General features: G+C 51.2%; 21 protein-coding genes. 5 read left to right on the forward strand and 16 right to left on the reverse strand.

Annotated elements, in window-relative coordinates; translation table 11 throughout:
• The first annotated feature begins 176 nt into the window (after positions 1-176).
• Both CKV68_RS02625 and CKV68_RS02630 read left to right on the forward strand, forming a co-directional pair.
• Complete coding sequence (locus CKV68_RS02625; RefSeq protein WP_095075548.1) at positions 177-2,585, forward strand: glycogen/starch/alpha-glucan phosphorylase; 2,409 nt, start codon at positions 177-179, stop codon at positions 2,583-2,585.
• Between the two features lie 234 nt (positions 2,586-2,819).
• Positions 2,820-3,395: a DM13 domain-containing protein gene (locus CKV68_RS02630; protein ID WP_013911820.1), complete on the forward strand. Its 576-nt coding sequence runs from the start codon at positions 2,820-2,822 to the stop codon at positions 3,393-3,395.
• A 70-nt stretch (positions 3,396-3,465) separates the two neighbouring features.
• On the opposite strand, the gene pyk is transcribed toward CKV68_RS02630, so the two are convergent.
• The 14 genes from pyk to hisD all read right to left on the reverse strand — a co-directional run bounded on the left by pyk (position 3,466) and on the right by hisD (position 16,496).
• Entirely contained in the window at positions 3,466-4,884 is a 1,419-nt protein-coding gene (gene pyk / locus CKV68_RS02635) for a pyruvate kinase (RefSeq protein ID WP_013911821.1), read from the reverse strand.
• A 243-nt stretch (positions 4,885-5,127) separates the two neighbouring features.
• Positions 5,128-5,979 carry a prolipoprotein diacylglyceryl transferase gene (lgt, locus tag CKV68_RS02640; RefSeq protein WP_216606821.1) on the reverse strand — a complete coding sequence of 284 codons (852 nt, stop codon included), beginning with the start codon at positions 5,977-5,979 and terminating at the stop codon, positions 5,128-5,130.
• A gap of 156 nt (positions 5,980-6,135) precedes the next feature.
• Positions 6,136-6,945 carry an indole-3-glycerol phosphate synthase TrpC gene (gene trpC / locus CKV68_RS02645; protein WP_014525983.1) on the reverse strand — a complete coding sequence of 270 codons (810 nt, stop codon included), beginning with the start codon at positions 6,943-6,945 and terminating at the stop codon, positions 6,136-6,138.
• A 135-nt stretch (positions 6,946-7,080) separates the two neighbouring features.
• Entirely contained in the window at positions 7,081-7,722 is a 642-nt protein-coding gene (locus CKV68_RS02650; protein ID WP_013911824.1) for a TIGR02234 family membrane protein, read from the reverse strand.
• 60 nt (positions 7,723-7,782) lie between these two features.
• On the reverse strand, positions 7,783-8,139 hold the full coding sequence (gene hisI / locus CKV68_RS02655) for a phosphoribosyl-AMP cyclohydrolase (protein WP_013911825.1): 357 nt from the start codon (positions 8,137-8,139) through the stop codon (positions 7,783-7,785).
• A 79-nt stretch (positions 8,140-8,218) separates the two neighbouring features.
• Positions 8,219-9,013: an imidazole glycerol phosphate synthase subunit HisF gene (gene hisF / locus CKV68_RS02660; RefSeq protein WP_014525985.1), complete on the reverse strand. Its 795-nt coding sequence runs from the start codon at positions 9,011-9,013 to the stop codon at positions 8,219-8,221.
• Positions 9,014-9,148: 135 nt separating this feature from the next.
• Entirely contained in the window at positions 9,149-9,931 is a 783-nt protein-coding gene (locus tag CKV68_RS02665) for an inositol monophosphatase family protein (protein WP_038622039.1), read from the reverse strand.
• Positions 9,928-10,656 (reverse strand): bifunctional 1-(5-phosphoribosyl)-5-((5-phosphoribosylamino)methylideneamino)imidazole-4-carboxamide isomerase/phosphoribosylanthranilate isomerase PriA, encoded by a 729-nt coding sequence (gene priA / locus CKV68_RS02670; protein ID WP_013911828.1) that lies wholly within the window; start codon positions 10,654-10,656, stop codon positions 9,928-9,930. Before priA ends, CKV68_RS02665 begins: the two co-directional genes overlap by 4 nt.
• A gap of 117 nt (positions 10,657-10,773) precedes the next feature.
• Positions 10,774-11,406, reverse strand: coding sequence for an imidazole glycerol phosphate synthase subunit HisH (hisH, locus tag CKV68_RS02675; protein WP_014525987.1), 633 nt, complete (start codon positions 11,404-11,406; stop codon positions 10,774-10,776).
• A 21-nt stretch (positions 11,407-11,427) separates the two neighbouring features.
• Positions 11,428-12,732 (reverse strand): MFS transporter, encoded by a 1,305-nt coding sequence (locus tag CKV68_RS02680; RefSeq protein ID WP_038622756.1) that lies wholly within the window; start codon positions 12,730-12,732, stop codon positions 11,428-11,430.
• Positions 12,733-13,043: 311 nt separating this feature from the next.
• A complete protein-coding gene (locus CKV68_RS02685) occupies positions 13,044-13,232 on the reverse strand; it encodes a hypothetical protein (RefSeq protein ID WP_048517520.1) in 189 nt (62 codons plus the stop codon).
• Between the two features lie 17 nt (positions 13,233-13,249).
• Entirely contained in the window at positions 13,250-13,858 is a 609-nt protein-coding gene (gene hisB, locus CKV68_RS02690; protein WP_013911832.1) for an imidazoleglycerol-phosphate dehydratase HisB, read from the reverse strand.
• Positions 13,859-13,983: 125 nt separating this feature from the next.
• Positions 13,984-15,099, reverse strand: coding sequence for a histidinol-phosphate transaminase (locus CKV68_RS02695; RefSeq protein WP_038622041.1), 1,116 nt, complete (start codon positions 15,097-15,099; stop codon positions 13,984-13,986).
• A 77-nt stretch (positions 15,100-15,176) separates the two neighbouring features.
• A complete protein-coding gene (hisD, locus tag CKV68_RS02700) occupies positions 15,177-16,496 on the reverse strand; it encodes a histidinol dehydrogenase (protein WP_013911834.1) in 1,320 nt (439 codons plus the stop codon).
• Between the two features lie 388 nt (positions 16,497-16,884).
• On the opposite strand from hisD, the gene CKV68_RS02705 reads away from it, so the two are divergent.
• Complete coding sequence (locus CKV68_RS02705) at positions 16,885-17,889, forward strand: YbjN domain-containing protein (RefSeq protein ID WP_013911835.1); 1,005 nt, start codon at positions 16,885-16,887, stop codon at positions 17,887-17,889.
• A gap of 15 nt (positions 17,890-17,904) precedes the next feature.
• Here CKV68_RS02705 and CKV68_RS02710 read toward each other — a convergent pair whose 3' ends face one another.
• Positions 17,905-18,585 carry a hypothetical protein gene (locus CKV68_RS02710; RefSeq protein WP_038622046.1) on the reverse strand — a complete coding sequence of 227 codons (681 nt, stop codon included), beginning with the start codon at positions 18,583-18,585 and terminating at the stop codon, positions 17,905-17,907.
• 111 nt (positions 18,586-18,696) lie between these two features.
• Positions 18,697-19,356: an Rv0361 family membrane protein gene (locus CKV68_RS02715; RefSeq protein WP_013911837.1), complete on the reverse strand. Its 660-nt coding sequence runs from the start codon at positions 19,354-19,356 to the stop codon at positions 18,697-18,699.
• A gap of 386 nt (positions 19,357-19,742) precedes the next feature.
• Here CKV68_RS02715 and CKV68_RS02720 point away from each other — a divergent pair, with 386 nt between their 5' ends.
• The gene (locus CKV68_RS02720) at positions 19,743-20,360 is read left to right on the forward strand and encodes a TetR family transcriptional regulator (RefSeq protein ID WP_013911838.1); all 618 of its coding nucleotides are present in this window, start codon (positions 19,743-19,745) and stop codon (positions 20,358-20,360) included.
• Between the two features lie 10 nt (positions 20,361-20,370).
• Positions 20,371-22,584 (forward strand): glycogen debranching protein GlgX, encoded by a 2,214-nt coding sequence (gene glgX, locus CKV68_RS02725; RefSeq protein ID WP_014525992.1) that lies wholly within the window; start codon positions 20,371-20,373, stop codon positions 22,582-22,584.
• Positions 22,585-22,715: the final 131 nt, after the last annotated feature.

Genomic DNA, 22,715 nt, shown 5'->3' on the forward strand with positions numbered 1-22,715 from the left:
GATCGTACAGGGGCGTCGTATAGCTATTTCCCCTGTTATCGATGTATGCGGACTTCGTAGGCAATGTGTCTGCCTTGGTATTACATGTGGCGATGCCCATCCACATATAGGATATGGAAGGTGAATTGCGCAAAGAAAATGTGCAGCAATCTTTTTCAAAGGTCAGGAGTTCTTTAATGAACAAACACCGTTCACACGAGCGCACTGAAGACATTGCAGCTTTTGCTGACAACATCGGTGGACACGTCCGTAGTGCTTCCGGATCCTCTCCGCAGGCAGCAACCGACAGAAAATTCTGGTTCGGCCTATCCAACTCCGTCATGGAGCAGCTTGCCGATAACTGGGCAAAAACCGTAGAAACGTATTCTGCGACCCGCCAACAGCATTACTTTTCCGCGGAGTTCCTCATGGGACGCGCCTTGCTCAACAACCTCACCAACCTCGGTCTTGAGGAAGATGCAAAGGAAGCTGTGCGCCTACAAGGGCACGAACTCTCCGATGTGTTAGAAGCTGAAAACGATGCAGCTTTGGGCAACGGCGGCCTGGGTCGCCTCGCTGCGTGCTTCCTCGATTCCTGTGCCACACAGAACTTGCCGGTTACTGGATATGGCTTGCTCTATCGCTATGGGCTTTTCCGCCAGACCTTTGACAACGGATTCCAAACTGAGCATCCTGACGCATGGCGAGAAGACGGCTATCCATTTACGATTCGTCGCGATGACCAGCAGCGCATCGTCACTTTCGACGACATGGTTGTACGCGCCACCCCTTATGACATGCCTATCACGGGTTATGGCACAGATAACGTGGGAACGCTACGCCTGTGGAAGTCCGAGCCGCTCGAAGAGTTCGACTATGACGCTTTCAATTCCCAGCGCTTTACCGACGCCATCGTCGAGCGAGAGCGCGTCATGGATATCTGCCGCGTGCTCTACCCTAACGACACAACGTATGCCGGAAAAGTTCTGCGTGTGCGTCAGCAATACTTCTTTGTGTCTGCTTCCTTGCAGCAAATGCTTGATAACTATGTCAAGCACCATGGCGATGACGTCCGCGGATTCCATAAGTACAACAGCATTCAGCTCAACGATACGCACCCTGTGCTGGCTATCCCCGAGCTAATGCGCTTGCTTCTCGACGAACACGGCCTTTCATGGGATGACGCTTGGAAGGTGGTCCAAGGCACCTTTGCATACACCAACCATACGGTTCTCGCAGAGGCTCTCGAGCAGTGGAACGTTTCCATTTTCCAGCAGCTGTTCTATCGCGTCTGGGAAATCACCGCAGAGATCGATCGTCGATTCCGCGAGGATATGGCACAACGTGGCCTTGATGAGGGCCAAATTAATTACCTTTCCCCTGTTCATGACGGCAACGTGCATATGGCATGGATCGCCTGCTACGCGGCATTCTCGATCAATGGCGTAGCTGCCCTGCACACTGAGATCATCAAGGCAGATACTCTCAAAGAATGGCATGCTCTGTGGCCGGAAAAGTTCAACAACAAAACCAATGGTGTTACCCCACGCCGCTGGCTAAAGATGTGCAACCCACGTCTTTCCGAGCTCCTGACGCGTCTGTCGGGTTCAGACGCATGGGTCACCGATCTTTCTGAGCTGAAAAAACTTAGCTCTTACGCCGATGATGAAGAGATTATGAAGGAGCTCCTGGAGATCAAGGCCGCTAACAAGCGAGATTTCGCTACCTGGCTCAAGGACCGCCAAGGCATTGAGACTGACCCCGAGTCGATCTTTGATACCCAGATCAAGCGCCTCCACGAGTACAAGCGCCAGCTCCTCAACGCTATCTACATCATCGACCTTTACTTCCGTATCAAAGAAGACGGTGAGACCCACGTTCCTCCGCGCACCTTCATCTTCGGAGCAAAGGCAGCACCGGGCTATATCCGAGCTAAAGCCATTATCAAGCTCATCAATGCTATTGCGGATCTAGTAAACAACGACCCAGAGGTTTCCAAGCTCATCAAGGTCGTTTTTGTGGAAAATTACAATGTCTCCCCCGCCGAGCACATCATCCCGGCTTCCGATGTATCGGAGCAGATCTCTACGGCTGGTAAAGAGGCTTCGGGCACATCAAACATGAAGTTCATGATGAATGGTGCGCTCACGCTAGGGACTCTTGACGGTGCCAATGTTGAGATTCTTGATTCCGTAGGAGACGATAACGCCTACATCTTTGGCGCCAAGAACGAGGAACTCCCCGAGCTCAAAGCGCGCTACAACCCCATGGGCACCTACGAGATGGTCCCAGGACTCAAGCGAGCACTCGACGCGCTTATCGACGGCACCCTCAACGACGATAATTCCGGCTGGTTCCACGATCTCAGAGGATCGCTTCTCGACGGAAACGGCTGGGAAACTCCCGACGTTTACTACGTTCTAGGCGATTTCTCTGCGTACCGCGAGACTCGCGACGCTATGGCAGCGGACTATGTCAACGATCAATTGGCATGGGCCCGTAAATGTTGGATAAATATCTGCGAATCAGGGCGTTTCTCCTCCGACCGCACCATTTCCGATTACGCGCAGGAAGTGTGGGACATCGAGCCAACCGCCATCGCGTAACCATTATTTGATTTCTTCGATAAGTCACGATACCTTTTTAGGTCTCGTGACTTATTCAGTTTCCTATCAGATAAACGCGCTATCTTTCTCAGGAACTAATACCCACGAGCGGAAACTTTGTGTTTTGTATCACGTTTCAATCCATAAAGGCTTAACGTTCCGTAATAGCAAATGTAGACCCGCTGTCAACCAAGTAAAAGTGACAGCCACGACCTCGCAGAGAAAGATTGACTCATGACCGCAAAACGATTCCAGATGAGCCGGAAAAAGATTTCTATCATCGCTGCAGTACTCGTTGTGATCCTCGCTGTAGCACTTTTTGTCTTCAAACCGTGGTTGCTCTTCATTGACAAGAAAGTCGAAGACCAGCTTCCTGCAGCACTCTCCTCCCAGAGCTCTACGCAAACCACCCCGTCTTCCGGCGATGCCATGGAACGCACCGACAAGATGATGGCAGAAAATGCCGCTCAGCACCGCCAGGGTACTTTCATTTCCCACGAGCACCAGACAAGCGGCAAGGTTGACCTGATCGTCGATTCTGACGGCAAAAAGAAGCTCGTACTGAGCAACCTCTCCACTTCTAACGGCCCCGATGTTCACGTGTGGCTGAGTAAGGGCCCTGTTGTTGAAGGCCAGGCTGGCTGGTTTGTAGCCAAGGATCACGAGCACTTTGACGTTGCTCCCATCAAGGGCAACCAAGGCAACCAGGTATACACCCTGCCCGACAACATCAACTTCTCCGATTGGAAGTCCGTAACCCTGTGGTGCGAAGCTTTCAATGTATCCTTCGGTGCGGCTGAACTCTCCTAATTAGTCCGCTACTGAAATAAGGGAAGCAGTTCGTTAACGAACTGCTTCCCTTATTGTCACTCATCAGTGCTTATACGTGTGTTTCTTCACCCAACAAATGCACATGGATCATGTTGGTGTTACCAGGAATTCCCGGAGGGGTACCAGCAACAAGCACAATCATGTCATCGCGATGATAAGCGTCCATACCTAAAAGCTGATCATCAATCTGCTTCATCATATCGTCGGTGTCTTTAACCTCAGGAGTCAAGAATGTCTCCACTCCCCAGGTCAGCGCCAACTGAGAACGAACCGCTTGGTTTGGAGTAAAGACCAATAGCGGCAAATGCGAGTGCAAACGAGCAACGCGCTTAGCTGTATCTCCCGAGGAGGTAAAAGCGACCAGAGCCTTGGCATTAAGGCGCTCGGCAATGTCTCGCGCAGAATAAGAAATCACGCCACGCTTAGTACGCGGGATATGCGCAAGATCAGGCACCTTTCCGTCGGTCTCAGCATAAGAGACGATGCGAGACATAGTGCGAACAACGTTATGAGGGTCAACACCCACAGAAGTTTCACCGGAAAGCATCACGGCATCTGCGCCGTCAAGAACGGCGTTGGCCACGTCTGAAGCCTCAGCACGAGTCGGGCGCATATTTTCGATCATGGAATCAAGCATCTGCGTAGCCACGATGACTGGCTTTGCGTTTTCCCGAGCGATCTGAATTGCGCGCTTCTGGAAGAGCGGAACCTGCTCAAGCGGGCACTCCACGCCCAGGTCACCACGCGCAATCATAATGCCGTCGAACGCCAAGACGATCGACTCCAAGGCATCCATTGCCTCAGGCTTTTCCAACTTAGCGATAACGGGACAGCGACGTCCTTCTTCGTCCATAATTGCATGGACGAGCTCCACATCCGCTGGCGAGCGGACAAAGGACAAAGCGATAATGTCAACACCGAGGTTTATTGCAAAGCGTAGATCCTCGATGTCTTTCTCCGACAGCGCAGGAACAGAAATATCCATTCCAGGAAGGGAGACTCCCTTGTTATTAGAAACAGGGCCACCTTCAATGACTTCGCAGATAACATCGTTGCCTTCGACGTCTACGCAGCGTAGTGCTACCTTGCCGTCGTCGACAAGCAAGCGATCACCCGGTTTAGCGTCTTTAGCTAGGTTCTTATACGTCGTAGAAACACGATCGTGTGTTCCTTCAACATCATCAACAGTAATGCGGACAATCTCTCCGTTTGCCCAAACAGTTGCACCCTCGACGAAGCGACCAAGGCGAATTTTTGGCCCTTGCAGGTCCGCGAGGATACCCACTGCTTTTCCGGTTTTATCGGTTGCTTCACGCACCCACTTATAGTTTTTCTCGTGGTCCGAGTGGTCACCATGTGACATATTCATTCGGGCGACGTTCATGCCATCCTGGACTAAGCGCAGGATTCCATCTTCACTGGCCACTGCTGGGCCAAGAGTACAAACAATCTTTGTGCGACGTTCCATAACCTAAACCCTAATCCCGAATAGTGCATCCTGCTAGCAACTTCTGTCTCCGTACCCACATTTTTTCATCTCGCTGGCCCCCAGCTTCCACTAAAACCATAGAAAACAGACATTATCGGGCCTATTCGGGCAAGTTGGGTCAATCTGAAAAATTTTCGCGATTTCTATCACAAAGACAAAGAATCCACGATATACGGAAGGGAGCAGCCGGAATATCCGACCGCTCCCTAGAAAATCCGCAGATTAAGAACTGTGTTCTATGGGAGAATCCTGCGAATCAGCCCCTACTACCGCAGCTTCTTCCCTTGTTTTTCGAGCTTTCTGCGACAGCACATAAAAAACAACTACTGAAGCAATAAAGACTACAGCGGAAACGATAACGTTGATGCGTAATCCGAAAAGATGCGTTGCTTCATCTACTCGCATGGTTTCAATGAAGAATCGCCCTAAGGTATACCCGGCAACATACAAAGCGAACACCCGGCCATGGCTCAGCGTGAATTTCTTATCTGCCCAGAGCAAGAACAAGAAGACCGAGACATTCCAGATCAGCTCATAAAGGAACGTCGGATGGACAGTAGCAATAATCTCGCCAGTCGAATGTCCAGTAAGTGGAGCAAATTTTCCTTCAGCATCCACACGATAATAAATTTCTAACGCCCATGGCACAGACGTTTCTGCCCCATACAGCTCTTGGTTAAACCAGTTGCCTAACCTGCCAATTCCTTGCGCTAAAACAATCCCTGGTGCCATCGCATCGGCAAAAGGTGCAAAAGGAACATGCTTCGCCTTGAGATAAAAATAAACGCAGACTGTCCCTAGGAAGACAGCACCCCAAATACCAAGACCGCCGTTAGTGATCTTGAAGGCATCCACCGGATTGCAGTCATCACAGAAATACTTCTGGTGGTCTGTTATTACATGGTAAAGACGGCCGCCTATCACGCCGGAGATCATCGCCACGATAGCAGCATCGATCACCACGTCTGGATTTCCCCCACGCTTAACGTATCTCTTGGAGCCTATCCATACAGCGATAATGAACCCAGTAATAATGCATAGCGCATACGCACGAATGGGAATCCCGGCTAGCATCCATACGCCCTGAGGCGGGGATGGCAGATACGCCAAATTACTCACAGTCACCTTGAATAAACTCCAGTCGTCATTAGTAACGGAACTTCCTTAGTTTGCCGTATTCCGCTCTATAACCCAACTGTGTAAGGCCAATTGTTAGCTGCTCCGTCCCCTTTATCCCCGAGACGGGCACGATGGATGCTGGCCCGCCGCCACCAACGAACGCGTCGCTTCGCATGGATCTGCGGCAGTAACAATCTTTTCTCCCACCACCACGGCGTCCGCTCCAGACGCTGCGTAATCCAAAAGTTCGCGAGCGTTCCGTACGCCGGACAAGGCGACTCTAATCACATCTGTAGGAAGCCCTGGAGCAATTTCTGCAAAAGCTAAGCGGTTGAGCGTCATCGTAGAGAAATCTCGAGCATTGACTCCTATGATTTTTGCGCCCGCTGCAACAGCACGAGATGCTTCTTCGGTGTCCCGAACTTCTACCAGAGCAGCCATCCCAAGAGATTCGATTCTATCTATAAGCGCAATCATTCTGGCTTGGTCTAAAGCCGCTACACGCAACGGCACCATATCTGCCCCATAACAGCGTGCTTCATGGATTTGATAGGGATCCACGATGAAGTCTCGACACATCACTGGTACCGATACTGCTTGACGGATCTCAGCCATCTCGGATAACGAGCCGTGAAACCTTCGACGTTCTGTCTGGCACGCGATCAAACTAGCACCACCAGCAACAAGTTCTTTTGCCAGGGCAACAGGAGAATTGATCTCTGCGAGAACTCCCCGGTCAGGAGCTGCTCGTTTAATCTCCGCAATCACACCACAACCACTACTAAGAAGCGCTGCAATTGCATCACGAGGTGGCTCGCAGGCACGCGAACGGGCTTTGATCTCTTTAAACGACACCACTGATTCTCGCGCAGCTACATCTTCAATGACGCCCGCAATAATCTCTTCGAAGACTGATGCCATAACCCGTCCCATTATCTTTAGAATGATCGTTTTTTAGGCTACTGGAACAACCTTCACTTGTGAAAATCGCCCTTTTTCTAGGGGCTATGAACTATAGTGCATATTTCTCTAGAGTTTCTCTCAACCTGAATAAACCTATCCACGGCCTTTATCTGTTGTGGGATCTATATCGGCATCAATAGCATCCCACAAGACTCTGCCCGAATCAGGAGCATCTTCCAGATCCTTACGTATCTTCTGCGAACGCTCTTGTTTGCGCTCATACCGATTCTTCTTCGCAGAATCTTTTCCAGGGTTCATCGCAAGCACCAGTCCCCCGAATAATGCGAGGGCACACCCGATGATTGCTAAAGCCGCAGCGGAAGTATGCGTTGTAAGATTCGTAATTTCTGCCCATCCGGTAAGCGCAGCACCATCTTTTTGATGCCCTGACGCCGATTCCGAGGTCAACAGACTCAAGACACGTTCCCGATCTGGATCTGTTGTCAAAAGGTGTATGGGGGACCATGCTCCCCCAGCCGCCGCGAGTCCTGCAACTATGCCTACCAATCGACGCCCGACGCGTCGCAAAGCAAAACTTGCTATACACGCAGCGAGAAGCACAAGAGCTACTGCAGTAGTCTCTGTGCTCCACATGCCACCACTCACGTCGAGGGATTTGCTTCCCGATTTATCGTCGTACGCTTCCACACCCAACCATGGCATGCGTGATGCGCCCCAAACAGCTAATGCTCCAAGTCCGATAAGGGCACTCGATTGCATGGGCTTAATCGCCATGTTGGTTCAACCTCTCTTTGGTTTAGGATGCTGTCTTAGCACGTTATAGCGCGCATAAACTTATAACAGCTTGTCTGCATCAAAACAGGTTCGATCTCCGGTATGACATGCACCACCGTGTTGTTCTACCGTCATAAGGATGGTGTCTCCATCGCAGTCAAGCCTAAGCTCTTTCACTTCCTGGGTGTTACCCGAGGTAAGCCCCTTGATCCAATACTCTTGGCGGGATCGGGAAAAATACGTTCCCTGACGTGTGGCAAGAGTGTACGCCAACGCATGAGAATCCATCCACGCCATCATTAAGACTTCTCCAGTGGTCGACTGGACAACTGCGGGTATGAGCCCAGCTTCATTAAAACTCACACGCCGGAATATGGATTCTTCAAGCTCAAAAGTACTGGGGTCTGCAATATTCATCGTTGGTTGTCCTCAGTGTTAGTCTTTGCGGTTGACCATGGACAATGCTTTTTCAATCGCAAAATAAGGAATCTTGTAACTACTTGGGTGGGGTGGAACATTCACGAACCTGGAAACCAGCCCCCGCAATCGCTTCTTTTACTTCAGGAATTGTTACTTCTCCAAAATGAAAGATGGACGCCGCCAACACTGCATCTGCGCCTACAGCGACAGCGGGTGGAAAATGTTCGGCTGCGCCAGCTCCTCCCGAAGCAATCACGGGAATGCTCACCGCGTCACGCACAAGGGTTAAAAGCTCAATGTCAAAGCCTTGCTTTGTTCCATCGCCATCCATTGAGTTTAAAAGTATTTCTCCAGCACCTAGCTCCTGCCCTTGGCGCGCCCACTGTACGGCATCAATACCAGCGGATTTACTGCCGCCATGTGTTGTTACTTCAAAGCCAGAGGGTTGCGGAGTTCCACCTTCTGGGACACGGCGCGCGTCAACGCTAAGGACAATACATTGCGCCCCGAACCGCTGAGAGAGCTCACGAATCAGCTCAGGGCGAGCAATGGCAGATGTATTGATGCTTACTTTGTCCGCACCTGCGCGTAAAAGCTGGTCCACGTCCTCAACACTTCGCACCCCGCCGCCCACGGTGAGTGGAATAAAAACTTGATCCGCGGTTTTCTTGACCACGTCGAGCATCGTTCCACGACCATCCTTGGAAGCAGAAACATCCAGGAAAGTTAATTCATCGGCGCCTTCTGCGTCATACCGTGCCGCAAGTTCAACAGGATCTCCTGCGTCTTTCAATCCTGCAAAGTTCACGCCCTTGACTACGCGCCCATTATCAACGTCTAGGCAAGGGATAACTCGTACTGCTACCGGCATTAGTGACTCCTTTGCGTCCGTAGTCCGCGTGTGTATTTTATGGAGACTATCGCACTTCTCCCGCACTTTTCCCATAGCTGGCTACGCGTATCCCCCATCTGGCGTGCGCTCTAGACCAAGCAGTTACTGCTTGCTTTAACGGAACTTATCGATTGCTCGTAGCAACAAAGCATGCGAACGTGCAGAACCTGCGACTACGCCTTGTGATTCTGGTGTCCACTCCTCGCCATGAAGGTCCGTCACCTTTCCCCCAGCCGCACGAACCAGCATGACGCCAGCGGCGTTGTCCCATATGTTGGGACTCAGGGACAATGCTGCATCAAAAATTCCTGCGGCGGAATACGCTAAGTCGATTCCGACGGAACCTGTAATGCGTGGGCGCAAATACGTTTCTGCTAATACCCCTAGCAAGCCCTGTCGCACTTCCGTGGGGAAACTCGATTGCACGGGCGAGGAGATAGAAGAAAAGCCCAAATGTGCAGCTGCCCGAGGGTCATCCTCCAAAGGAAGCTGTGGCCGGCCGTTGATATACAGGGGCGATCCATCAAACGCTCCAAAGCGCTGTCCCGTTATGGGAACGCTGGTGAGACCAAGGACTGGTTGAAAATCCACCACGAGGCTAATAAGAATCGAACACATCGGGTTTCCGGCAGCGTAATTAGCAGTACCATCGATGGGATCCACGACCCACATGGGAGTGCCCTGGTCTCCGCCGCATTCTTCTCCGTAAACCTGGATCCCAGTCATCTGGGTCAAGGTTTTCCGTAGATACTGTTCAATTCGAATGTCATATTCTGTGGCAAAGTCCCCTTTTTCTTTTAACAAAGCAGGATCTGAGCCTAGGCCATGAATAAATATTCTCTCCGCGTCATCAAGGATTGCCTCGGCGACATGGTATAACTCACGCACATCACTCATAGAGCAGCCAGAGCCTCGCGGAGAGTAAAACGTCCCTCGTAGAGAGCTTTTCCAATAATCGCTGAATCGATTCCTTCGTCTTCATATCGAGCGAGTTCCAGGAGATCTGCGATAGTAGAAATTCCGCCAGAAGCAACAATCTTTCCCTCTGTAGCGGCAGAGACATCGCGCAATAGTTCAACGTTCGGCCCTGTTAGGGTTCCGTCTTTTGACACATCCGTTACTACAAACCGCGTGCAGCCTTGGGAGTCAAGACGCTCAAGTACTTCCCACACATCCCCGCCGTCGGAAACCCAGCCGTTACCGCGGGTCCTCCATTCTCCGTCGATGTTGCGTACTGCAATATCGACTGCAATCCGGTCACCGTATTCCCCGAGGACTTTTTCAATCCATTCTGGATTCTCAAGTGCAGCTGTTCCAATATTTACCCGAGCTGCGCCTGTGTTGAGTGCTCGCTTTAATGACTCATCGTCACGAATTCCACCGGTCAGTTCCACCTTGATGTCTAGTGTTCCCACTACTTCTGCCATCAACTCATGGTTTGTTCCCCGGTTAAATGCTGCGTCAAGGTCTACAAAGTGAAGCCATTGTGCGCCTTGTTCTTGCCATTTAAGGGCTGAATGAACAGGCGACCCATATGACTTCTCTGTTCCGGCTTCGCCTTGATCCAAGCGAACAGCTTGTCCGTTGACAACGTCGACTGCGGGGAGGAGTGTGAAAGTCATAAACGCCAAGTTTAGCCACGAGGATGTAATTCACACCAACGTTGATCTCAAAACGAACCTCCCCCCTCGATCGAGTACATTCGCCTGGTGTCCTACGCTTCTCAGGAACACAAAGATTTAGAGGGTGGCTAACCAGTTCTCTAACACATGAGCACCGGCATCACCAGACTTCTCTGGATGAAACTGGGTGGCCCATAGTGGGCCGTTTTCTACGGCTGCCACAAATCGATCCTCGTCGTGGCTCGCCCACGTGACCAATGGCGCCTGCGTTAAACCATCCCCTTCAAATTCCCAATTTCTCACGCCATAGGAATGCACAAAATAAAAACGAGTGGAGCTATCCAACCCGGCAAAAAGCTCGCTTTCGCTTTCTGTATCCACGGTATTCCATCCCATATGCGGCAACACTTTCGCTTGAAGCTTTTCGACGGTCCCCGGCCACTCACCGCAGCCTCGCGCTTGGATGCCGTGCTCAATACCGTGCTCAAACATGATCTGCATTCCTACACAAATTCCCATGACCGGGCGCCCACCGGCTAAGCGTTGTCCAATCATGCGGTCCCCCTGGACTTCTCGCAGCCCTTTCATACAGGCGGCAAAAGCACCCACGCCTGGTACCAAAAGACCATCAGCGTTGAGGACTACCTCCGGATTACTGGTTACGGTAACCTCCGCCCCTACACGTTCAAGAGCCCGTTGAGCTGAGCGAAGATTCCCTGAACCATAATCAAGCAGCGCCACTTTCTTCATGGTTCACCATACTAATGTGAGCTAAGCTGCTGCTTGTGCAAGTGCCTGACGCTTACCCCTTTTTCGGAGGATACGATCCCCTAATTCAGTGGCTAAACCAATGCTTACTAAGACAGCGCCGCCTGCAAAGGCCGCGCTATACCCATGTGAGGTAGCCACGACACCCAAGATAATGGAGCCAATACCCGTACCGGTATCAAACGAGGCATTCCAGACGGTCGACGCTTGAGCTATTTTCCCGCGAGGCACGCGGAGGAACATTTCCAAAAGCGCCTCGTTTTGCACTAATCCGAATCCTGCCCCAAAGAACAGAGCAGTAAAGATAAGCCATAACGCAGACCATCCTTGTGTGAGCACGACTACGATGCCGACCAGTCCTATAGAAGACAAAAATAAGCCAGGGATCATCATGGCACCAGGTCTTTGGAGTCTATCGGCGAGAGTCCCCGATATATATCGGAAAATCATCTGTGCACCACCGACAACGGATAGCATGATCCCTGCAATCGTCGCACCGTAGATTGGATCCGTTTCTCTTACTGATGCGGGTAGAAAGCTCGACACCGCACCGTACCCCATAGACACACTGGCTAGAGCAACCGCAGGTACTACGGTGACTACTAGCCCCTTAGTGCGAGGTCTACGATGAATGCGCTTACGAATCTGCCGACGGGTCCTCGCGGGTACCGTGCGTTTAGCTACTTTAACTATCTGATTGCGGGCTGTATTCGCCATTGTGTTTCGACGGTTTTTAGCCAGCTCTCGGGCATCGTCTTCTTCAGTCCATACTTCAGCCGCAGCAGGTTGCGCAGGATCTAAGTTTGGAATCGCAAAAGCCATGATGCCCGCGATAAGAGCTGCGAGTCCGCCCGCAACAAATACGGCATTAAAGCCGACTCCGGCGTCGATAAGCAACAATCCCAATGGAAGGCACACCATCTGGGAAGCCCCCACAAACAAACCAAGAACCCCAGAAGCTTTCCCGAGTTTTCCTGCTGGTACTAGTTGTCCCACCAACGCATATTGGGCAACGCACAAAGAACCAAATCCCACACCACGCACACCGGCAACCACGAGCACTGACACGGGATCCATCGCTATGACATACCAAAGAGCAGGAACACCGAGAAGCAACGCAGCAAGCACCATCACTTTGCGGTATCCAAAGCGCAATAATGCCGCATTTGTGCACAATTGGGTCAACACAGTAACTGCCATGAACACAGCTGTACTGGCCCCTGCCAACGTGTCTGATCCACCGCCTGCGATAACCGCCAGCGGAATCACGGGGAGCATCAGCGAAAAAGCCGCAAAAGCTGCGGCCACAGCTACGGTTGTAGGTAAGAAACCTGTAATTTTAAGGATCGATTGATCGACGCTTTGCTCTAGCGCCGGTGGTTCTTCCATCGCTACCGTACTTTCCCTATTTCTCATGCTTGATTTTTTATCTCCGACTATGCTCAATCCCTCCCGTTCAATAAAAGATAAGCACCCACGTGCATCCTCCATTGTGGACCACTTTTCTTGTTGAGATACACCGGGCCATGGTTTTAGCGCAAACAAATAACGGTGAGAAACTAACGCCTATTGGCTAAGTCTGCACTCACCGTTTGTCCGCGCTGTGTGTATTCACTGAATCAATACAAACTCACGGCCCATGCGATTCCGCCACCGATGGATACTAACGCACATGCGCCCAAAGCCACGGCTAACAAAATGTTTTCTGCTTTATACGCCGACCAGACGCCTCCAACCAACAGTCCGCCGATCAGAAACAGTATGTAGGACACTAAATAGTCTCCCGTAGTGCCTGCGGCAAGATACATATCTGAATGTTCCACTACTACAAGGCCCCTTTAGTAGACGGAATCCCTGTCAAACGAGAATCAGGCTCCGTAGCATGCCGAATCGCCCGGGCTACGGCTTTGAATTCTGCCTCCGTTATATGGTGGGGATCACGACCATAACGGCAATTCACATGCAAGGTAATGGCAGCATTGAGCGCTAAGGATTCAAAGAAGTGCTGGTTAATGACCGTGGGATAGTGCCCTCCGATAACGGAATGCGCCATGTAATCGGGCTCTCCGTTCATGACGAAGTAAGGGCGTCCTGAAAAATCTACTATTGCCTCGCACAGAGTCTCATCCATGGGCAGTTGGAAAGACCCAAAACGACGGATCCCGCGCTTATCGCCCACAGCTGCGAGTAGGGCTTGCCCCAGGACAATCGCAGTGTCTTCAACCGTGTGATGCGCGTCTATGTGAGTATCGCCTGTAGCGGAAACAGTTAAATCAAAAGCGCCATGCACACCGAATGCTGTAAGCATATGGTCCAAAAAAGGCACCCCTGTGTTCACCTCGACCTGCCCGGTCCCGTCAAGGTTAATGGTGACAGTGATATGTGATTCGCTCGTGGTACGAGTCACCGTTCCAACTCTAGGGGTTGTCGCCATCTCAATATCCTTATCCGTTTTAGAAAAAGGGAACGCGTCCCTATCTGTACTAAATAGCTACGCTAAATCTTCAGTCTCATACCGATCGTACTGGGAATACAATAATTCAAGTGCTTTGTAGCTTGCTACGCCATAGGACTAATTCCATGAGTATGGGCGACCCGACGCGCAGCTTGGATGAAAGCATCGTTTTCCGAGGGAAGGCCTATAGTGACGCGTAGATAACCAGGAACTCCCACGTCCCGGATGAGAACATCGCCATCTAAAAACTCCTGCCATGCAGTGTGCTGGTCTTTAAAAGCCCCGAAAAATAGGAAATTAGCGTGGCTCGGCACTACATCAAAACCACATGCAATCAAGGCATCCTGAACACGCTGTCGTTCTCGCACCAATATGTCCACCGTCGCAAGGGTGTCTTTGCTATGCTTCAATGCCACCAATGCCGCAGTCTGGGAAAGCGACGATAAATGGTAAGGCAAGCGAACCAGCATCACGGCTTCTATGAATGCAGGTGAAGCTACAAAATAGCCGAGTCGCCCACCCGCGAAATCAAACGCCTTGCTCATCGTTCGAGAGACCACAATGGTATCCGGATATTCCGCAATTAAAGTTGTAGTGCTAGGAGCATCCGAAAACTCTGCATATGCCTCGTCCACAATGACAATTCCTGGGGCAGCGTCTGCGATACGACGAATATCGTCAATCGACGTGACATCACCCGTGGGATTATTAGGTGTAGTCACAAAGATGATCTCGGGCGAGTGCTCAGCGATAGCCTCAAGAGCAGCATCTATATCAATACGAAAATCCGCTCCACGCGGGCACGAAACAAAAGCAGTATGAGTCCCTTCTGCCAGGATGGGGTGCATAGAGTAACTCGGCTGGAATCCTAATGCTGTGCGTCCTGGGCCACCGAAAGCCTGCAGAAGTTGCTGCAATACTTCGTTGGAACCATTCGCCGCCCACACGTTTTTATAAGAAACCTCTGTACCGGTGCGCTCAGTCACGTATTGAGCCAGCGCAATCCTGAGCTCTACGGAATCGCGTTCAGGGTATCTATTAAGAGAGCGCGCTTGTTCCGCCACCGCATGCGCCAGTTCCTCGATCAGAGCGTCAGAAGGAGAGTACGGATTCTCGTTGGTGTTAAGCCGTACATCTACTCCCAATTGCGGCGCCCCGTATGCTGATTGGCCACGTAACTCAGGACGGAGCGGAAGATCGTCCAAACTAATCTCTGACATATATTCAGGTGCTTCTCTCATGTGTTAGGGCAATAAGGGCTTTGTTGGTTATCAAAGGCTTAGGCTAGAGATCAGATTCACTCTGCGGTGAGGTCCTCAAACCTGGAACGAATAGCCTCTCCGTGCGCAGGAAGCTCCTCTGCGTCGGCAAGAGCAACAATCGTATCCGAGATGTCTTTTAGCGCGGCCTCATCATATTCAATGAGGTTCACCGCGCGGAGGAAAGTATGTGTGGAAAGTCCCGAGCTATAACGCGCACTCCCAGATGTCGGAAGAACATGGTTAGAGCCTGCGGCATAATCGCCAAGCGGAACCGGTGAGAAACCCCCGACAAAGATAGCGCCTGCGTTGCGTATCTTGCGAGCATCCTCCTGGGCATTTTCCGTGTGGATCTCCAAGTGCTCCGCAGCATAAGCATCGGCGACAGTCAGCGCGGTCGCGAGATCGTCGACAAGCACGATGCCCGATTGCTTCCCTTGGAGAGCTTGGGCAACCCGATCTGAGTTGCGTGTAATCTCAAAGCGTGCCTTTATCTCAGCATTAACGCGTTCTGCGAGGTCTTCCGAGTCCGTTATCAACACTGAGGCTGCTAAAACATCATGTTCTGCCTGGCTAATAAGGTCATAGGCAATCCATACTGGGTTAGCGCTTCCATCCGCTACGATCGCGATTTCAGTTGGACCCGCTTCTGAGTCAATACCTACTACGCCATTGACCATGCGTTTTGCCGCAGTAACAAAGATATTTCCGGGCCCGGTGATCATATCCACAGGCTCCAAACCTTCAGCGTCATCGCCGTAAGCTAAAAGTCCTACCGCTTGTGCTCCCCCTACCGCCCAGACTTCCGAGACTCCTAGCAGTTTTGCAGCTGCAAGAATCGTCGGGTGTGGCCAGCCACCACAGTGAGCTTGCGGTGGCGATGCCACCACCAAAGACGTGACTCCGGCTTCCTGAGCTGGCACCACGTTCATAACAACGCTTGAGGGATACACCGCGTTTCCACCTGGAACATACAGTCCCACGCGTTCCACAGGCAGGAATACTTCAGTGACTGTGGCTCCAGCAGCAAGGTGTGTCGCGTGTTCCTGTGGCTTTTGATCAGCATGGACTTTGCGGACTCGGGCAATAGCCTCATCAAGTGCCTGCTTTACCTCGGGAGTTAAAGAATCCAATGCAGCGTCAATCACATCCTGCGGGACGCGCACGCTCTTCGGCCTCACGTGATCAAATTTTTCGCCAAAATCAAGGGCGGCTTGAGCACCGTGCTCGTGAATCTTATGCAGAAGCGGCTCAACAATATGCGCAACGGAGTTAACATCGGTACCTCCGCGCGGGAGAGTACGACGGAGTTCACTCGTAGTAGGGGTATGTCCGCGTAGATCGATCAAGCTCAGCATTGTTGCTCACACTTCCGTGGGGAACGTCTTTTTTCCGTATGCGTTTAAAAATGCAATGTTTCCACAGTGATTCCATGCGAAAACTTCATCCAGCACACGTTTTTCACATTATATGCGAGAAACGGAATTATGTTCCGGTTATCGCCTTAGAGCCATTCAAGCATGAGTAGGTAGCTTCTCATAGACTCTTCCCCCGAAAATGGAGCTAGTGTTACCCCTCCCCACGTCAACCCTAAGCCAGCTGTTCCACAGCAAAACCCCTCCTAGCTTTTACTTATGACCGACCCGAGGACTACTCTTTTCCAAGTATCTATAAGATGCTGTGTCCTCGCCGTGAGAATGACAACAGCACACTCGCACATCATAAGCAGTAGGAAGGAGCCCTTGAGTGAACAATCACAGCACCTCAGAGGGCTCGCATTCTCCCGAGCGGCCAGATTTTAACAAAGACCGCATTAAACCGGTCACGATGCCCCGCGTATCCCATGTACTCAATAAACTTGGTTACACGCTCCATTCCATCCCCGCTATCAACGGCGACATTCTCGAAATTCCGTGGCCTGAACACAGTGATTTTGTGAGCTTACGGGGAGGTTCTGACCCCGTCATCATCGTCGATGCAAAGGCTTCTGGTGCACTCCCCTTGCACTATTTTAATGAGGTAGCTGCTGCCGTAACGTTATGGAACAACGAAAGAGTCAGTCCCATTGCACGCATTAGCTATTCTCCTGATTCGCATCTGCAGTTGGCATTTCGCTCAGCCAATTCAGCTGCTATCGGAGCCACAGATCTACAACTCGCAGAGTTTTTAGAGCTTGCCTGCGACGCGACTCTCTTGGCCGTCAATTGGTTCTTGGAAAAATTCCCGGAATTATCATCATCAGCCGAGCCTCCTCAATCCCCATTCGAGGACATCGAGGTGAGCTCAGACACTGCCTCACTTTTTGATACTCCTTCCACGGTGACTATGGAAAGAATCACCCCGATCATGTCCGAGGTATCGAGTACATGGAATGAGCGCGCGCTTTTGCCTACAGGCGAATGGCACGCCGATATTGAGTTCGGTTGTTCTCTAGAATCCGGTCCCACAATTCTTTGCTGGGGAGTATGGGACTCAGGGCTCAGCTCCGAACGCGAATTCAGCCGCGTATTCATGCTGTGCAACAGATGGAACGAGGAAAACACAGAGTCTAAAGCGTTTGTCTCCACCACCGCCCATGATTCATTAAGTATCCGGGTGGAAGCGACTGTTGATGTTGGCGGAGGTCTCAACGATACGCAGCTCGCAGTTCATCTTGAACAGGCTTTCTCTGCTATTTTCATGTGTGTCCGAACACTAAAAAGCCCCGGATTTGGGCTTTACGACGTCCCTCCCGGGCCAGAGCACCTTTAAGCTGCAAAGTTTTACTTACGCTTTTATTTCCGCTGCGTCTTCGAGTCTCTCTTGCTCATTGTCGGTCTCATCAATGTTGATGTACAAACGACACCAATACACGGCCATTCCCACGAAAACCGGCGCTAGACGCGCCGCGATACCGGGAGATAACGGCGGAATAAAAGAGATGTTCTCTCCTATTGTGAGTTCTTTTGCTCGAGCTACATCCGAAATCGCCCCTGAGACAAAATCTCCCACAAACAAAAACACTCCCCCACCTATAAAAATCCACACGCCAAACCATAACAACAGTGCCACACCGCGCCCCTGTGGCATGAGTTTGAGGAGAGACACTGCTAGTACGACAGCTACCACAGTGGTAATCCCTACGAACTGCGCAAAGGAAATAAACTCAATATTTTCCCCTGGCAGTAGCTGTAGACCTCCACCTTCCACCAAGGTGGCATCGTATCGAGGCCGTATCACCGGCCACAGGGCACCCAAACCTGCATAAATACATACGATAGCTATCACTACCGCCGAGAAATTGCCTGTGTTCTCCGAGACTTTCCATGTGAGCTTTGCCCGCTGAAGCGAAGTCCCTTGAGCCACCGTGCGCTCCTGATCAGTCTCTGACCTAGTGACAGTATCTTCTGCATCATACGAGAGCGCACCTGGTGTAGGAATAAAAGATCCAGAATCTTGCTTAGGCATAGCAAAAGGCTACCGCCCAAACGTGCAGTAGCCCAATATTTCATTCCAACAGCGCCAACTTTGTTGTTCAGAGCCAGTCAGTGACTGGCTCATCCTTGGAGCTGTTCGTTCTTAGCGGCAGAACTTCCACTCGCCATTCTCTCGCTCAAAGCGCTGGGTAGCCGTATTTGTGTCACCGTTTGCCGTAGCCGTCACGCTAGCAGAAGCAATGTTGCCATTCACCTGAACGGAATCGACATTGTCAATGGATGGCTTTGCCTTGCGGTATTCCTCAAAATCGTCAAGCGGAACATCCGGGAACTGTGAAAGATCAAAAGCAGCCGGGCCGCCTTGTTCGTTGATCACACGCTGGCATGTGTGTGCGGGCACATAGCCGATGTAATCACGGATGGTCTTCGCCCCGTTGATTCCACGCACCAAGTTCTCAATAGCCTGGCGATCCCCATCAGTTGCAGGCGCACCGCCGTCAATTGGAGGGACATCGTTGTACGTTAGCTCAGGCATTGCTTCATTGAGCGCGGCAGGAGGTGTGTTATTGCCCTGAGGAGCAGGGGTAGGAGATTCTGGCGCAGGTTCTTCCGTAGAAGGCGCTGCAGCCGCTTCAGAAGTCTCGGAAGCTGTGGTAGCACGTGAGCTAGAAGTCGTAGCCGAGGTGGTTTTATTCTCCTTAGAGTCTCCCTCGTCACCGCACGCCGTCAAAACGAGCGCGCTCGATGCCGCCACGGCGATCGCAATCTTTTTAGCGCGGTTGACGTGAATTCGGTTAAGCACAGTTGTAGATCTCCTATAAAGCGATAAACGCCACCGCTTGATTACTCAGCGGCGCTCTTTGAAAGCAATCACAGACGGGATATCTGCGACAGGTCCAGAACATAAAGAACTTAGTACGACCTTAGCAAGGTTAGCAACCAGTTTTATAGGAACATCCGTAACCCACTAGTTACACCTATCCCAGTATCAGCAGGCGCTGTGCTTGCCAGGTTCAATACCGACGACGTTACCCAAAAATCATCATTGCTTTTAAAATTCCTGGCACTGTCGGACAAGAACTTTTCTTTATTTTCTTTAAGGGTAATCGACCAAAATTATAAATGCGTTACCCATGATTGTATCGCGTCAGGTACCTATTAGCCCTCTTCGACCGCTACTGTAGTGGTGTGCAATTGAGTAAAGACCTCATCATCACCGCAAGCCTTGAGATACTTGATACCTACGGTCTTGCGGACATGACGATGCGTCGATTAGCTAAAAAACTCGGGGTAGCCCCTGGTGCTCTCTACTGGCATTTTAAGAACAAACAAGCGCTTATCGACGCCACCGCACGACGCTTGCTCACCCCGCTCTTCCTTTCTGACAGGGAGTCAACGCCTACCGACGTTGCTCACAAGGTACGTGAAGTTATGCTTGAGCATCGCGACGGTGCAGAACTTCTCAGTGCCGCCCTTACTGACAGCGTTCTACGCAATGAGGTGGAGCAACGCATCAGGCAATCGTTTGGCGAACATAAGCACTCCGAACTCGGCGCTACAACATTACTGCACTTTATTTTAGGCTCCACAGTTATTGAGCAATCGGCTTTACAAAGAGCAGCTCTACGCTGTGACTCCAACAATTCTCCGAACAATTCCCTACATGACCAGGAAAAACTGCACAATTTAGATAATCACACACCTGAGGGTCGGTGCGATCTAGAACAACAACCGCAGTCCTATGCCATACAATTCACTGAAGGATTACGGCTCATTATGGCGGGTTTGGAGCAATGTACCAGCTAAAGTCAGTGGCATGACTGACTCTCTTCCTTCGACCCACCGGGAAATCTGGCCGGGCCAGAGCTACCCTCTCGGCTCGAAATACGATGGCGCAGGCACAAACTTTGCTATCTTTTCGGATGTTGCTGAAAAGATAGAGCTTTGTCTTATCGACGCAGACGGACATGAAGAACGTGTCACTCTCGATGAAGTCGACGCTCACATCTGGCACTGCTATCTCCCCGGAGTCAAACCTGGTCAGCGTTATGGATTCCGCGTTCATGGTCCCTATGATCCCCCCAATGGCAAGCGATGCGACCCCAGCAAACTGCTCGTTGATCCTTATGCTTGCGCTTTTGTTGGTGAATTTGATGGACATCCATCGTTGTTCAGTTATGACGTAACTCATCCCGATGATCCACTCGGACGAAACACCGAGGACAGCCTCGAACACACGATGAAGTCCGTGGTAGTCAACCCATTCTTTGACTGGGGCGCAGACCGAGCACCTCGAACGCCTTATAACGAGACCGTAATTTATGAGGCCCATGTCAAAGGCATGACAATGCAACATCCAGACGTGCCGGAGGCACTTCGCGGAACCTACGCAGGACTCGCGCATCCTGCGATTATTAGTTATCTCAAAGACCTGGGTATCACCGCCATCGAGCTCATGCCTGTGCACCAGTTCTTGCAAGACGATCGTCTCCGCGACCTTGGCTTACGCAACTATTGGGGCTACAACACGTTCGGCTTCTTTGCTCCCCAACAGGACTATGCCGCAGCGGAGGAACCAGGCGGTGCAGTGTCCGAGTTCAAAGGTATGGTGCGCGCCTTCCATGAGGCAGGGATTGAAGTCATTTTGGATGTGGTTTATAACCACACCGCTGAAGGCAATCACATGGGACCGACCATTGCGTTCCGTGGTATCGACAATGAGGCTTACTACAGACTCGTTGACGGCGATAAAGCGCACTATATGGACTACACGGGGACCGGAAACTCCCTGAACGTACGCGACCCTCACCCGCTGCAGATGATTATGGATTCGCTGCGTTATTGGGTCACAGAGATGCATGTTGATGGTTTCCGATTCGATCTTGCCTCCACGCTTGCCCGTGAGCTTCACGACGTCGACCGCCTTGCTACCTTCTTCGATCTTGTGCAGCAGGATCCTGTGGTATCTCAAGTCAAACTTATCGCTGAACCATGGGATGTCGGCGAAGGCGGCTACCAAGTGGGCAATTTCCCACCGTTGTGGACTGAATGGAACGGAAAGTATCGCGATACTGTCCGAGATTTCTGGCGAGGTGAACCTTCCACGCTCGGCGAGTTCGCGTCACGTTTGACCGGTTCTTCCGATCTTTATGCCAACAATGGGCGTCGTCCTACTGCATCAATCAACTTTGTCACTGCTCATGATGGATTCACACTCAATGACCTCGTGAGCTACAACGAAAAGCATAATGACGCTAACGGCGAAGACGGACGGGATGGAGAGAGTCATAACCGTTCATGGAACTGCGGAGTTGAAGGAGACACAGACGATCCTGAGGTTCTCAATCTGCGAGCTCGCCAACGCCGTAATTTCCTCACCACTTTGTTGCTCAGCCAAGGCACTCCCATGATCGCGCACGGCGATGAGATGGGGCGCACGCAAAAGGGAAATAACAATGTCTACTGCCAAGACAACGAATTGGCTTGGATGAACTGGGATTTGGCTACTGAGCATAAGGAACTTCTAGAGTTCACGCGGCGATTGATCCGTATTAGAAATAATCACCCGGTATTCCGCCGTCGTAGATTCCTCGCTGGTGGTCCTCTCGGTGCGGATGTTCATGATCGTGATATCGCATGGCTCGTTCCCACAGGCCAGCTCATGGGACAAGAAGACTGGGGATTCGCTTTTGGAAAATCCCTCATGGTCTATCTCAATGGCATGGCCATTAAAGAACCGGACGATCGTGGGCAAAAGATTGAAGATGACTCGTTTCTACTCATGTTTAACGCCCACCATGAGGATATAGAATTCACTATTCCTGCAGAACAGTTTGGGCACAGTTGGAAACTCATCGTTGATACGACAGAAGACAGTGGTTATCCCTACGCAGAGAAAATTGCCTGCGTTGGAGAAACCGTCATTGTTCCGGCTCGTTCCACCATGCTCTTCCGGCAACTCGAAGTTCTGCCCCCGCATGATGGAGATAAAGTACTTGACCCACATGTCGATGACTATTCCCGAACATAAAAATCACTCTTAAAAGCTCAATTCTTTCTAGCTTTTCTAGGACTGTGTCTCTCTTCTTTATATTTACGAAAGTAGGTGAGGCACAGTCCTTAGTGTTTACGTATCTTGCCTTTTTACAAGCATGTTGGCCC

Source organism: Corynebacterium ulcerans (genome assembly GCF_900187135.1).
GTDB lineage: Bacteria > Actinomycetota > Actinomycetes > Mycobacteriales > Mycobacteriaceae > Corynebacterium > Corynebacterium ulcerans.